We start from the raw sequence: 13,221 nt of genomic DNA, 5'->3' as shown, positions 1-13,221 counted from the left end.
CGGGGCTTTTCTCAGCTTTGGACACTACAAGTGCCAACACCATATGGCTTGTTCGCAAAGTTACCATGCAAAAAGGCCATGCGCACAGTAACGGACTTTTCGGAAGGTTTGAGGTTGGCCTGATAGCGAACACGAACGTTTCCGCCTGCGGCCATGGTTTGATCTAGGTTCCAGACAACACGATAGCCTTTCGCGCCTCGATCTTTAAATTGTGCCGCCTCCCATTCCTGGTAAGAGCTGGCTGCCTGTGCCGACGCTTGGGCTGTATCAATCTTGAACCCATACTCTGGCGCGATCCAGCCGTGGGCGTCCTGTTTTGTCATCTTACATACATAAGTAACGGTTTCGGCCGCTGCGGTTTGTGCAAATGCAAGCGCGGCAATCGTCAATAAAAATCTTTTCATTTCATCCAGTTATTTTTGATTTCGGATGAGTGCAAACAATCCAACACACCCAGAAGATGCAAGATCAATTCGTTGAAGTTTGTAGAATACCGGTCCCGGCGTTTCTTTATTGCAAGAGGATTGTGCTGTATCGGTTTAACCACTCTGGCTTCAAAAGCTCCGCCGGTTTCAGCGGTTGCATCTTGTCATCCGAGAGAGAGGGGTAAAAATCCAGCGCCTCCAACAATCCGGCCACCCGGTCACGTCTTTCAGCCTCGGGCAGCAAAGGAGCATGCAACGACAAAAACAGGGCGGGGCGATGTTCTCTGAGCCACGCGGCGAGGGTTGGTAAGACAAAGAACTCTGCCCCCTCGATATCCATCTTAACCAACGACACGCCGGACAGATCATTTATAGACGCGAACTGGTGCCAAGCTATTGTCAACGCATCAGAGCCATGCGCCCCGTCATGCAGAAGCGAACTTGTGGAATCCCCCGGCTCGCCCCGAACCGAGGCCATACGCGCCACGCCAAACTGGTCCGACAGGGCGACGCCAAAGGCCGAGACATTGTGAACGTCATTCAGATCCAGGTTCCAGGCCAGATGCCTGTAAGCGGTGGGGTCGGGTTCAAAACACCACACATGCCGTGCTTTTCGTGCGCCGTATAGGACCGTGGGACCGATCCAAGCCCCGATGTCCAGATAATCGCGATCTTGGGAAAGGAACTGATCCAGAACCGCAAAGGTCTCCGGCTCCCAAGCGCCAGTAGACGCTTTGCGCCAGAATTTTGAATGATAGGGGTCCAAGCGAAAGGGCTCGCCGTTCAGGGTGCCTGCATAGTATCCGCGGGCGCGGTAAAACATCTTGCGCGCCTGTGCCAGCATCGCGGACCTCCGGGTTTTATTGTCTCGCCCCTTGACCTGCGGCGGCTGCCACAGCATTTAACCGATGGGAACCGCAACTTTAATTTAACAGGGGGCCGACATGGCTTTTGAACTTCCTGATCTTCCTTATGCACATGACGCGCTGGCAGCCAAGGGTATGTCCGCGGAAACGTTGGAATATCATCACGACCTGCACCACAAAGCCTATGTCGACAACGGCAACAAGCTGATCGCCGGCACCGAATGGGACAGCAAGTCGCTGGAAGAGATCATCGTTGGCACCTATGACGCAAACGCAGTGGCGCAAAACGGTATCTTCAACAACATCAGCCAGCTGTGGAACCACAACCAGTTCTGGGAAATGATGGGCCCCGGCGCGGGCGCGATGCCCGGTGAGTTGGAAAAAGCGCTGACCGAAAGCTTTGGCTCGGTTGACGAGTTCAAATCGCAGTTCAGCGCGGCTGGTGCCGGTCAGTTCGGTTCGGGCTGGGCCTGGCTGGTCAAGAACGCCGACGGTTCGCTGGCCGTGACCAAGACCGAGAATGGCGTGAACCCGCTGTGCTTTGGCCAAACCGCACTGCTGGGTTGTGACGTTTGGGAGCACTCGTACTACATCGACTTCCGCAACAAGCGCCCGGCATACCTGTCGAACTTCCTCGACAATCTGGTGAACTGGGAAAACGTCGCATCGCGGATGTAATGAATTGAACCGACGTCGGTTTATAAAGGGCCTGCTGGCGGTGACGCTGGCAGGTCTCATCACGTCAGCCTACGGGTTTTTCATCGAACCCGCAGTGCGGCTGCGCGTGCGTAAATGGCGCGTCAAACGTGACGATTGGACCGCACCACCGCTCAAGATTGCGGTACTGTCCGATTTGCACGTGGGCGAACCCTATGTTGGTCTGGATCGCATAAGGCAGGTTGTGCGCCGTACAAACGCGCTGGCACCTGATGTTGTCCTGCTGCTGGGCGATTTCTTCGCAAGCCACAAAGGGGTCTCTCAAACCGTCGAGATGCAGGATCTGGCACCTGTCCTGGCAGGTTTAGAGGCAAAGAACGGTGTCTTTGCCGTGCTGGGCAATCACGACTGGTGGGATGACAAGCCAGCACAGCGCCGTGGGGCAGGACCCAATCGCTATACCGAGATTCTGGAACAGAACGGCATTTCGGTTTTGTCTAACACCGCCGTGAAACTCGAAAGCCCTGGCATCTGGCTGGCGGGGCTTGAGGATCAACTGGCGATCTGGCGCAACGGTAAACCAAAAGGGCTTGATGATCTGGAAGGAACTTTGGCGCAGATCACCGACGATGCTCCGGTTGTGATGATGGCACATGAGCCAGATGTTTTCCCCAAGGTGCCAGACCGGGTGGCCCTGACACTTTCGGGGCATACGCATGGCGGCCAAGTGCGCCTGTTTGGGTGGTCGCCTGTGGTGCCGTCGAAGTTTGGCAACCGGTTCGCTTATGGCCATGTGCGCGAAGGTGCGCGTGATCTGGTGGTGTCGGGGGGGATCGGATGTTCGATCCTGCCGGTGCGTTTCGGCGTGACACCCGAAATCACTGTCGTAGAGATGTCGGCCTAAAGGAATGATGATCCGCCGGTGAAAACCCGCCGACGGGTTTCTTTTCGGCACAACCGCATCTTGTTTGCCGTTCCGCAATGCACATCTTTGTAGGGCGGAGGGAGAGAACCGCACACCAATTCAATCAACGACCGGGCTGCGCACCGCTGGTGCGTCAACGAACCCGTATGCCCGGCAGGTCGAGGGATACCCAGAGAACAACCTTAACAGGAGATCGCAATGGTCGCACTTACACAGGGAACTTGGGTTATTGTTGCAGATGGAGAGAAAGCGCTGGTGATGGAGAATATCACCGATGCTGACGATCCCAATCTTGTTGTTGTCGCTGTCGAGGAACAAGACAATCCAGCCTCAAAGCCGACTGACCGCGCGGGTCGCCGGAACGATGGCGGGCCAAAGCAGAAATCAGCCTTAGAGGACCCAACGTGGAAGACCCATGCAAAGTCCCTGTTTGTGCAGGATCTTGCGAATTTGTTAAATCGCAAAGGGCTGAAAGGCGCTTATGACCGGTTGGTTCTTGTGGCCAGCCCCCATGTTCTGGGCCTGCTGCGCCGCCGTTTGCACAGCGAAGTGCTGGGCAAGGTCGTGGCCGAGGTCAACAAGACCCTGACCAATCACCCATTGCACAAGGTCGAGCAGGTTGTGCGCCACAGCCTGCAACCCAAGGCCCGACTGGCCTGATCAACAAGTCGGGCGGTTTTGCCGCCCGCACCGTTTCTGGTGTCAGTTCAGCTTGTTCCGCAAGGCGACCATGGCGGCATCTGCATCTTGTACCCATGTGATGAAATCTGCCAGCGACGCGTCGGCAAAGCCTTGTCCGATCACCTGACCCAGCAGCGTCTGCAGCGCATCCCAATAGCCATTCACGTTCACCACGACGATGGGCTTGTCGTGCAGCCCTAACTGACGCCAAGTGAGGGCTTCGAACAATTCATCCAACGAGCCCGGCCCTCCGGGCAGAACGACCACCGCGTCGGCGTTCATGATCATGACCTTCTTGCGCTCGTGCATCGTCTCGGTGATCACGAAATGGGTCAGATCGGTTTTTCCGACCTCTCGCTGAACTAAATGCACCGGAATGACGCCAAAGGTTTCACCACCGGCATTTTGCGCGGCACGGGCCACTTCGCCCATCAATCCCACATCCCCGGCGCCATAAACCAGCCGCCAGCCTTCCTGTGCCAGCAGCATGCCGAACTGCCGCGCGGTTTCAGAATAAGACTTCTCGGCACCATTGCGTGACCCGCAATACACACAGACTGATTTCTGAGACATCAAACAAGGGCTCCGGGGTTGTGTCAGAGGTTTTGACCCGTGATAGCGGGATTGATAGATTGCCTCAACTGTCCGTCGGAAAGCTTTTCAACGTAAAGCTTTTGCGCGGCGGCGTGAAAGGAAAAGAATGGACGCCAAGTCGGGAAACGGAAGCTCGGGCAACTTCATCTGGGGGGTGATTGCGGGTCTTATTGCGGTATTGGGTGCGGGGGGGCTGTATCTTTCGGGTGCCTTCACCACTGCGCCAGAACCTGAGGAGAGTGCACCGCAAGAAACAGCTTCTGCACCTGTTGTTTCGGAATCGTCAGAACCGGCGCCGGACAAGGCTGAGGTGACGGAAGAGGCCGCAGTCACCGAACCGTCTGAGCCGGACGTCGAGAAGACCGAGGAAACCTCTTCGCCCAAGGAAGATACGGTTGAGCAGGTAGAAGCACCGGTAGAAGCGGAGACGCCTGAGATTGCAGAGGAAGAAACTGCGCCCACGCCAGCCGCGCCTCCGGTCCTTGATCAGATTTTTGTTGAAACCGACGGAACTGCGCTGTTGTCGGGCGATGCAGAACCAGGCAGTCGGATAGAGGTTCTGCTGAACGGCGAAGTCGCACATTCCTTCACCGTGGATGGCAGCGGTCAGTTTGCTGAATTTGTGACGATCCCCTTCAGCGACACGGCGCAGGGACTTGTGTTGCAAAGCATGGACGGGGCGCCAGCAACGCGATCCGACGATTATCTGATTGCCGCCTTGCCCAAGCCAATTGAAGAAGAACCTGTTGCCGAGGCAACGCCCGAACCGGAGCCGAGCACGTCGAACGAAGAACAGGTCGCACAGGTTGATGAAACCGAGTCCGACACGAATACCACAGCACAGGTTGCGGAACCTGAAACTTCAGAACCCGAGGCTGAGACAGTAGAAACCGCTGATCTGCCCGCCGAAACGCCCGAGCAGGACCAAAAGGTTGCGGTGCTGCGATCAGGGGAAGAGGGTGTTGAACTTGTCCAGCCTCCAGTCGTACGCGACACACCGCCCGAGCAGGTCGCCCTGGACACGATCGGCTATTCTGACACCGGCAACGTACAGTTGACAGGGCGGGTTCAGGATGGGGCCGCCATTCGGCTGTACTTGAACAACCGTCTGGTCGCGGATCTTGCCCCGGAACAAGATGGATCCTGGCGCAGCGATCTGGAAGGCATTGATCCTGGTGTCTACACGCTTCGGGTAGATGCGGTAAACACGGATGGGACGGTCCTTAGTCGGGTCGAAACTCCGTTCAAACGCGAACCACTTGACGTTCTTCAGGCTGCAACGGGCACGGCTCAGGCAGATACGCCTCAAGCGACCCCTGCAATCCGGTCTGTCACGGTGCAGCAGGGCGATACGCTATGGGCCATCTCACGTGATCGATTTGGCGACGGGGTCTTATATGTGCGGCTGTTCGAAGCCAATCGTGACTTGATCCGCGATCCGGATCTGATCTATCCCGGGCAAATCTTTACAATCCCGGAATAATCAGCCCTTCTGGCCATTTATGGGCAGAGGTCTAACTCTCACCGCAGATAAGGCACGTGATGAGACGCACATCTCCTAGGACTTCAGATGACATGGTGTCGGATGACGAACGCAGCTCGGGCTGGCGGACGATCCGCAAGGTTGCCCCCTATCTCTGGCCCGACGACGAGCCGTGGGTACAGCGTCGCGTCGTCATAGCCATGGGTATGCTCGTTCTGGCCAAGCTGATCGCGGTTTATACGCCCATTCTGTACAAAGGCGCTGTTGATGCGCTGGCAGGCGAGGGTGTGCCGCCATTGGCGCTGGGCGCAGTTGGATTGACAGTGGCCTATGGCGTTGCGCGTATGATGACGGTGGGTTTTCAGCAATTGCGGGATGCCGCCTTTGCCCCCGTGGGACAACGCGCGTTGAGGGCGCTGGCGCTTGAGACGTTTCAGCACATCCACAACCTATCGATGCGCTATCACGTCACGCGTCGCACTGGCGGGCTGAGCCGTATCATCGAACGGGGCGTCAAAGGGGTTGAGTTCCTGCTGCGGTTTCTGCTGTTCTCGATCGGGCCGCTTATTCTGGAGCTGTTGCTGGTCGCCATCATCCTGATGTGGCTGTTCGACGTGTGGTATCTGGTTGTCGTTGCCGTCACCATTGGCCTTTACATCTGGTTCACTTTTGCCGTGACCGAATGGCGCGTGAAGCTGCGGCGCGAGATGAACGATCAGGACACCGAGGCCAACCAGCGCGCCATCGACAGCCTGCTGAACTTTGAAACCGTCAAGTATTTCAACGCCGAAACCCGCGAGGCTGAACGGTACGACGTGTCGATGAAGGCCTATGCAGCGGCTGCGCTGAAGACGGCCTATTCATTGGCATTTCTGAACTTCGGACAATCCTTCCTGATCACCTGCGGCCTGATTGGTGTGATGGTTCTGGCCGCAATCGGGGTACAGAACGGCAACCTAACTGTGGGCGATTTTGTCATGGTCAACGCCTACATGATCCAGATTACCGTGCCGCTGAACTTTCTTGGTACGGTCTATCGGGAAATCCGGCAATCCTTGGTCGATATGGGGCAAATGTTCGACCTGCTTGAACAACCCGCCGAAGTCACAGACAAGGCCTGCGCGCCGAACCTGAAGGTAAACGGCGGCGAAGTCACGCTTGAGGACGTGCATTTTGGCTATGATCCCGAGCGTGAAATCCTCAAGGGCGTGTCCCTGACTGTCCCGGCTGGGAAAACCGTGGCCATTGTGGGGGCGACAGGGTCGGGTAAATCGACCATCGGGCGGCTCTTGTTCCGGTTCTACGACGTGACCAAAGGGGCGCTGAAGATCGATGGTCAGGACATTCGCGACGTGACCCAGACCAGCCTGCATGCCGCCATCGGTGTCGTCCCGCAAGACACGGTGCTGTTTAATGACACGATCCGCTACAACATTGCCTATGGCCGCGACGGTGCCACCATGGACGAGGTCGAAGCAGCGGCCAAGGCGGCGCAGATTCACGATTTTATTGCCTCATTGCCCGAAGGGTATAACACCAAGGTAGGCGAGCGTGGCCTGAAGCTTTCCGGTGGCGAAAAGCAACGTGTCGGAATAGCACGCACCTTGCTGAAGAACCCACCGATCCTGCTGTTGGACGAGGCGACCTCGGCGCTGGATACGGATACTGAGCAGGACATCAAAGATGCCCTGGCCCGAGCAGGTGAGGGGCGGACGGTGATCACCATCGCGCATCGTCTGAGCACCATCGCCGAGGCCGATCAGATTGTGGTTCTGGAGGCCGGAGAGATCATCGAACAGGGTTCGCATGATCAACTTCTGGCAAGGTCGGGTCGGTACGCTCAACTTTGGAACCGCCAGCAATCGGACGGTGAAGCGGCCTGAGGCTCTTTGAACATCGCGATATTTGATAGGCTGCGATGAGTGAAAAAGGTGGCTTCAATGATTGCCAGAATGAAAAAACGGCTGCTGCCGATTTTGATTGCGGTTTGTCTTCCTGTTGCCGTCGCAGCGGATCCCATCGTTGGGGTCTGGAAAACCGAGCCGGATCGAAAGAACCTGACCTCACACATCAAAATCTCGGCTTGTGGAGATAAATTCTGCGGCCAGATCCTTTCGGCCTATGACGCCTCGGGCAAAGAAGTCCAAACGCCAAACATTGGTAAAAAGCTGTTCTGGGATGTTGCCAGCGAAGGCAGTGGAAAATATGGCGGCGGAGAATTCTGGGTTCCGCTGATCAACGTAGACGCCGTGCCGCAAATGACATTGCAGGGTGACACGTTGTTGGTCAAAGGGTGCGAGCATGAGATTTGCGCGCATCAGACGTGGTATCGTTTGTGATATCGGTCAAATGAAAAAGGACCGGAAAATCCGGTCCTTTGCTTTACTCAGCGGCCTTCAGTGGCGGTCCCGAAGGATGATCCGGCCGATCCGATCCGCTGTCCTGCTCCGGCCGTCCTGATTGCGATTCATCCTCCCACACAATCTCGGTTGCCTGCATTTGACGGGCAGAGCGGCCAATCGCCATATCCTGCGCAATCTGGCTAGACCTGCCAGCGGTCACGCGCGCCAGCAAACGGCTGAGCCACACCGCATAGGTTGTCACCCAAACCCGCAACGCCAGAAGCGATGGCGTCACGATCAGGGTCAGAACAGTGGCAATACCCAGACCAAATACCACCGCCGTCGCCAACTGCTTCCACCACAGGGCAGTGGGGCTGTCGATGGAATAGCCGCCATTGATAAAGTCCAGCGACAGTCCGAACATCATGGGCGTCAGACCTGCCATTGTCGTGAGGGTGGTCAGCAGAACCGGACGAATGCGCGATTCTGCGGTTCGAATGATCGCTTCGATCCGGGGCATGTACGTGCTGTATTCTTGATAGGTATCGATCAGAACGATGTTGTTGTTCACCACGATCCCCGCCAAAGCCACGATGCCTGTACCTGTCATGATGATCGAGAACGGCTGTTCCATCACGATCATGCCGATCAGAACCCCGGTGGTGGACAGAACAACCGCCAAAAGCACCAGCACCGAATTGTAGAACGAATTGAACTGGGCCAGTAGGATCACGAACATAAGCCCCAGCGCGCCCATGAAGGCGTTTACCAGGAAAGCGCCTGATTCTGCCTGTTCTTCCTGATCGCCCGTCCATTCCCAACTGATCGAATTGGAAAACGGACCCGTTTCAAGCCATTCGGTCAGAACCGCAATCCGTTCATTTGGGTTGATCAACGCGAACTGTGCGTCTCCGCTTTCAACCGTGCTGATGAGTTGATCCACGCTATCGGCGCCGGTCAATTGAACCAACTCGTAGGACTTTCCGCCCCCGCTGTTGAGGACCGTGCCGTTGGGGGTATAGCCTTCGGCAGCTTCCCGAACCACGGCAAGACGGACGAGTTCACCGTCGGGGCCTTCGGTCGTAACCTTGCTCAAACCTGGTTCAACGTCGGCTTTGACGTCATAGTACCGCTGCTGATCCACCCGGTTGATCTCGGCCAGTTTGGCCACGGGCTTACGGCTCACGAAGTTCGACAGTGGCACCAAACCGTCCGGGGTACGAACCTTGAGCGTGTCCAAAGTCGATAGCACGCGATCTTCCTCTGGCAGGCGGACACGAATTTCAATCTCTTCATCATTGCTGTCCGGGCGCATCTCTCCCAGCAGAATACCGCGTGTCACCAACTGCACCATGGCCCCAACCGTGGCCACGTCAGCTCCGAACCGACCGGCCTTGGCAACGTCCACGTCGATTTGCCAGTCGATGCCGGGCAGGGGCAGGGTGTCTTCGATCTTGATCAACCCTGGCGTGGTGTCGAACACCTCGCGCGCGGTGAGCGTCGCCGAGGTCAGATCCTCCCACCCATCACCCTTTATGCGCAGATGCACGGGCTTGGCCGAGGCCGGGCCTTGTTCCAATGGCAGGATCTCGACAACGATGCCGGGGATTTCAGCCAGTTGCGCGTTGAGTTCGTCAATCACAAAGTCACCGTCAAATTCAGGCGCAACAAAGTGACGATCAAACAGGCCCCACAGAACAGATTCCGAGACGTTGGGACGGTCTTCCCAGGGGATGATCTCGAACTGAACACGGCCCACCGTATCGGCAGGTTCCTGAGCGCCCCCGTTGTTCTGGTTCAGACCGCCTTCGCCCGCGAAAGAAAACACGTTGATGACGGCAGGGTGGGCTGCGATCACATCCTCTGCCGCCAGGACCATGCCATCTTTTTCCGCAAGCGAGATGTTCCCCCGCGCGCGGACATAGGCGGTGGCTTGTTCCGGTTCGCTTTCCACGAAAAATTCGACGCCTCTGGATTCCTGCGGGAACCAGACGAAGGCAACGGTGTAGACGGCAAAGAACACTGCGGCCAACGACACGATGGGCATGATCGGATTGCCGACAAGAAAGCGAACCACATGACCAAAGGGCGTGTGTTCGTCGGCTGTATGAACGCGCTCTTCCACTTTGCGTTCGATCCTGGCCGCGCTCAGGGTCACGGATCCTGCAAAGGCCCCGAACAGGAACAGAAGCGCACCAGCGATTGAACCGCCGGGTAGCAGGTAATCCGGGTTCAGGGTCTGCATCGCGCCCAGAAAGATCATGTACAGCGAAGGAGGCACCAGCACAGCCCGCAGCCACCAAGGCGTACGCGCGCGCAACCAGATCGACGAGCGGTCGAAGACGCGGCTTAGCCGCCCTGACACACCGCCCATGACCGGAAGGTAAATCAGCGCCACGATCAGCGACGCCGACAGAACAAAGATCAGAGTAACGGGCAGCATTCCCATGAACTCACCCGGTACGCCGGGCCAGAACAGCATGGGCAGGAAGGCGCAAAGCGTTGTCGCAGTCGACGACACGATGGGCCAGAACATGCGCTGCGCCGCCTCAACATAGGCGTGCATCGGTCCGACGCCCTGCTTGATGCGTTTATCGGCGTATTCCACGACGACGATTGCACCGTCCACCAGCATACCAACCGCCAGAATAAGACCGAACATCACGATGTTCGAAATGCTGACGCCCATGACCGCCAGGAAAGCAAAACACAGAAGGAATGAGGTGGGGATCGCAAAACCCACCAACAACGCAGCCCGCGTGCCCAGCGAGGCCAGCACCACGATCATCACCAGTGCAATCGCGGTCAGAACCGAGCCTTCCAACTGGCTGACCATCGAACCCACGATGCGGCTCTGGTCGTTGGACGTGCCTAGATCGACAGCGGCCTGAAGTTCAGGTGGCCACTTTGTTTTGGCTTGCTCGATGGTCTCTTTGACCTGAGCAACTGTATCGATCAGGTTGAAGCCCTTACGCTTTACCACTTGCAGGGCAACAGTTGGTTCACCGTTGAACCGGGCCGTGCCGGCGCGGTCTTCGAAGGTGTAATTGATCTGCGCCAACTCACCCAGAGTTACGACCCGATCGCCATTGACCTTGATCGGCAAGCCATAAACGTCCTGCGCGGTCTTGAACGATGACGGGATCTTGACCGAGAATGTACCCTGCGCGGTTTCAACTTCACCTGCTGCAATCAACTGGTTGTTGTTCCGAACCACATTGATCAGCTCATCTGCTGTGACGTTGTATGCCTCAAGCCGTAAGGGATCGATGACAACCTCGAGCATCTCGTCGCGATTACCTGCTATGCCAGCCTCAAGTACCGAATCCAGTGCCTCAAGCTCGTCCTGCAAGTCTTTGGCAACGCGCGCCATTGTGCGTTCAGGAACTGCGCCGGTCAGGTTAACAATGACGATGGGGAATTCTGAAAAGTTGATCTCGGTCAGCGAATACTGTTCCGCGCCTTCAGGAAAATCCGCCTGCGCCGAATTCATCGCGTCGCGGACGTCGGCCATGATCGCGGTTTTGTCCCAGCCGAAATCAAACTCCAGCGCGACCCCCGCATAGCCTTCGGCGGCGGTCGACGTCATTTCCTTGAGGCCATCGAGATCCGCCAGTTCGGTCTCCATCGGCTTGATCAGAAGATTTTCGGAGTCTTCCGCTGAAATGCCGGGAAACTGTACCGAGACGAACAGGGCAGGTATTTCAATATCCGGCTCACCCTCTTTCGGCAATGAGACATAGGCAAACCCGCCGATGACTAACGAGATGGCGATAAACGCCAGGACCATACGGGCTCGATGCGCGGCCCAAGCAACAACGCCCGTCATTGTGATGCTTCCCGATAGGTGGGTTTCACAGTGACGCCGCGGGTCACAAACTCTTGCCCGACAACGATGATGTCAGCCGTTTCCGGCAGCCCGCCGATCCAGACACCTTCTGCAGTGTCGCGCAGAATTTGGACGGGCTTGAAGTCGACAGTGTTGCCTGCGCCCACCGTGCGAACCCCCAATTGACCCTCATTGCTGAGCGTCAGCGCGGATTGCGGCAGCAGATGCGCCTTGGCCCCTTCGGCGGCGATTTGAATGGTTGCGGTCTGGCCGTCACGGATGGTCAGATCCGGGTTGGGGACAGTGATCTCTACCTCGAACGTCCGCGTTGTCTCATCGGCTGAACGGCTTAGGAACGTCACCCGCCCATTAAGTTGCCGCCCGGTGACCAACGTCGCGGATGCTTCGGAACCGACAACCACGCGGTTGACCTCGGTCTCGGGCACAAAGCCCACCAGCTTGATCGGATCCAGCTGAATGACCGTCGCGCAGAGCGATCCGGGCTGCATCAGGCTGCCCAGTTCTGCGGTGTCGCTTTCCAGCAGGCCCTTGAAAGGCGAGGTGATGATCACGCGACCGGCCTCGCGCTGTGCGGCCTCAACGGCTGCGGCTGCGGCTTCAATCCCGGCACGGGTGGCTTCCAAACCGGCCTCTGCCGACTTCACCCCGGCCTTGGCGGTGCTCATTGCGGCTTCGCTGGAAATCCGGCGGGTTTCCGACGCAAAGCCGGTTTCCGCCAACTTGCGTGACGCGGTCAGATTGATCTCGGCCTCGGCCACCAGCGCATGGGCTTCCTGCAGGCGGGCTTCGGCTTCGGGAATACGGCTTTCGGCCTCAAGCTTGCCGGCCATGGCTTCGGCCAGTTGGGCGGGGCGCGTGCCGGGATCAAGTTCACACAGAATGTCCCCGGCTTCGACAAAAGCACCTTTGCGTTTGGGTTCAGAGATCACGGTCGAGGTTGTTTCCGACAGAACCTCGACCTGCCGGTTTGCTTTGGTCTGACCGCGCAACAAGACCGCGCTGTCGATCTCGCGGGCCTGCGAACGCAGGGCGACAACACCCACCGCCGCGATTTCAGAAGTCTCGGTTGCCGCGGCTTCACTTTGCGCGGTTTCTTCGCCCTCACCACGTCCGGCGAAGGCAAACAGCGCATCACGCTCGAACACAAGAAAATACAAAGCAACAATGACCATAATGGCGTTGATGAATGAAATCAAACGCATACGGGGATTCTCCTAGAATTCTTTGCCCAAGAACACGAGACGTTCATGCCTTGAAATGGGGCTTTGCCTATGTCTTTTCTACACTGAACTGAATAGTTTGGTTCACTTTTTTTCGCAAGAGTGATGCCTGAGGGCGAAAATGTACAAATTCGGACCCTTGGCTTGGCGTTGGTGCCGGGGTATGACATGGCGCACC

At 57.2% G+C, this 13,221-nt stretch carries 11 protein-coding genes; 6 read left to right on the top strand and 5 right to left on the bottom strand.

The window, feature by feature from the left end; all coding sequences use genetic code 11:
- Nucleotides 1-11: 11 nt before the first annotated feature.
- Nucleotides 12-404, bottom strand: coding sequence for a hypothetical protein (locus GS636_RS03845; protein WP_171668498.1), 393 nt, complete (start codon nt 402-404; stop codon nt 12-14).
- Nucleotides 405-510: 106 nt separating this feature from the next.
- A complete protein-coding gene (locus GS636_RS03840) occupies nt 511-1,269 on the bottom strand; it encodes an FkbM family methyltransferase (RefSeq protein WP_171668497.1) in 759 nt (252 codons plus the stop codon).
- A 100-nt stretch (nt 1,270-1,369) separates the two neighbouring features.
- Here GS636_RS03840 and GS636_RS03835 point away from each other — a divergent pair, with 100 nt between their 5' ends.
- The 3 genes from GS636_RS03835 to GS636_RS03825 all read left to right on the top strand — a co-directional run bounded on the left by GS636_RS03835 (nt 1,370) and on the right by GS636_RS03825 (nt 3,533).
- Nucleotides 1,370-1,969, top strand: a complete 600-nt coding sequence (locus GS636_RS03835) for a superoxide dismutase (protein ID WP_171668496.1) — start codon at nt 1,370-1,372, stop codon at nt 1,967-1,969.
- Between the two features lie 4 nt (nt 1,970-1,973).
- Nucleotides 1,974-2,852 carry a metallophosphoesterase gene (locus tag GS636_RS03830; protein WP_171668495.1) on the top strand — a complete coding sequence of 293 codons (879 nt, stop codon included), beginning with the start codon at nt 1,974-1,976 and terminating at the stop codon, nt 2,850-2,852.
- A 219-nt stretch (nt 2,853-3,071) separates the two neighbouring features.
- The gene (locus GS636_RS03825) at nt 3,072-3,533 is read left to right on the top strand and encodes a host attachment family protein (RefSeq protein ID WP_171090811.1); all 462 of its coding nucleotides are present in this window, start codon (nt 3,072-3,074) and stop codon (nt 3,531-3,533) included.
- Between the two features lie 42 nt (nt 3,534-3,575).
- On the opposite strand, the gene GS636_RS03820 is transcribed toward GS636_RS03825, so the two are convergent.
- A complete protein-coding gene (locus GS636_RS03820; RefSeq protein WP_171668494.1) occupies nt 3,576-4,127 on the bottom strand; it encodes a TIGR00730 family Rossman fold protein in 552 nt (183 codons plus the stop codon).
- Between the two features lie 127 nt (nt 4,128-4,254).
- Between GS636_RS03820 and GS636_RS03815 the strand changes: the two genes are divergently transcribed.
- From GS636_RS03815 to GS636_RS03805, 3 genes are all read left to right on the top strand, one after another.
- Nucleotides 4,255-5,631: a LysM peptidoglycan-binding domain-containing protein gene (locus GS636_RS03815; protein ID WP_171668493.1), complete on the top strand. Its 1,377-nt coding sequence runs from the start codon at nt 4,255-4,257 to the stop codon at nt 5,629-5,631.
- Between the two features lie 92 nt (nt 5,632-5,723).
- Nucleotides 5,724-7,514: an ABC transporter ATP-binding protein/permease gene (locus tag GS636_RS03810; protein ID WP_216602824.1), complete on the top strand. Its 1,791-nt coding sequence runs from the start codon at nt 5,724-5,726 to the stop codon at nt 7,512-7,514.
- 69 nt (nt 7,515-7,583) lie between these two features.
- On the top strand, nt 7,584-7,970 hold the full coding sequence (locus GS636_RS03805; RefSeq protein WP_253762628.1) for a DUF2147 domain-containing protein: 387 nt from the start codon (nt 7,584-7,586) through the stop codon (nt 7,968-7,970).
- Nucleotides 7,971-8,013: 43 nt separating this feature from the next.
- Here the strand turns inward: GS636_RS03805 and GS636_RS03800 are convergent, their stop codons facing one another.
- Together GS636_RS03800 and GS636_RS03795 are read right to left on the bottom strand one after the other, a co-directional pair.
- Nucleotides 8,014-11,802, bottom strand: a complete 3,789-nt coding sequence (locus tag GS636_RS03800) for an efflux RND transporter permease subunit (RefSeq protein WP_171668490.1) — start codon at nt 11,800-11,802, stop codon at nt 8,014-8,016.
- Nucleotides 11,799-13,025, bottom strand: coding sequence for an efflux RND transporter periplasmic adaptor subunit (locus GS636_RS03795; RefSeq protein ID WP_171668489.1), 1,227 nt, complete (start codon nt 13,023-13,025; stop codon nt 11,799-11,801). Before GS636_RS03795 ends, GS636_RS03800 begins: the two co-directional genes overlap by 4 nt.
- Nucleotides 13,026-13,221: the final 196 nt, after the last annotated feature.

It is taken from the genome of Ruegeria sp. HKCCD4884, assembly GCF_013110855.1.
Lineage (GTDB): Bacteria > Pseudomonadota > Alphaproteobacteria > Rhodobacterales > Rhodobacteraceae > Ruegeria.
This window is presented reverse-complemented; position numbering and strand designations above follow the sequence as displayed.

Excerpts from the sequence above, each read along its gene's own strand:
- GS636_RS03845 (WP_171668498.1), bottom strand. The coding sequence starts at position 404 with ATGAAAAGATTTTTATTGACGATTGCCGCGCTTGCATTTGCACAAACC.
- GS636_RS03840 (WP_171668497.1), bottom strand. The coding sequence starts at position 1,269 with ATGCTGGCACAGGCGCGCAAGATGTTTTACCGCGCCCGCGGATACTAT.
- GS636_RS03835 (WP_171668496.1), top strand. The coding sequence starts at position 1,370 with ATGGCTTTTGAACTTCCTGATCTTCCTTATGCACATGACGCGCTGGCA.
- GS636_RS03825 (WP_171090811.1), top strand. The coding sequence starts at position 3,072 with ATGGTCGCACTTACACAGGGAACTTGGGTTATTGTTGCAGATGGAGAG.
- GS636_RS03820 (WP_171668494.1), bottom strand. The coding sequence starts at position 4,127 with ATGTCTCAGAAATCAGTCTGTGTGTATTGCGGGTCACGCAATGGTGCC.
- GS636_RS03815 (WP_171668493.1), top strand. The coding sequence starts at position 4,255 with ATGGACGCCAAGTCGGGAAACGGAAGCTCGGGCAACTTCATCTGGGGG.
- GS636_RS03810 (WP_216602824.1), top strand. The coding sequence starts at position 5,724 with ATGGTGTCGGATGACGAACGCAGCTCGGGCTGGCGGACGATCCGCAAG.
- GS636_RS03805 (WP_253762628.1), top strand. The coding sequence starts at position 7,584 with ATGAAAAAACGGCTGCTGCCGATTTTGATTGCGGTTTGTCTTCCTGTT.
- GS636_RS03800 (WP_171668490.1), bottom strand. The coding sequence starts at position 11,802 with ATGACGGGCGTTGTTGCTTGGGCCGCGCATCGAGCCCGTATGGTCCTG.
- GS636_RS03795 (WP_171668489.1), bottom strand. The coding sequence starts at position 13,025 with ATGCGTTTGATTTCATTCATCAACGCCATTATGGTCATTGTTGCTTTG.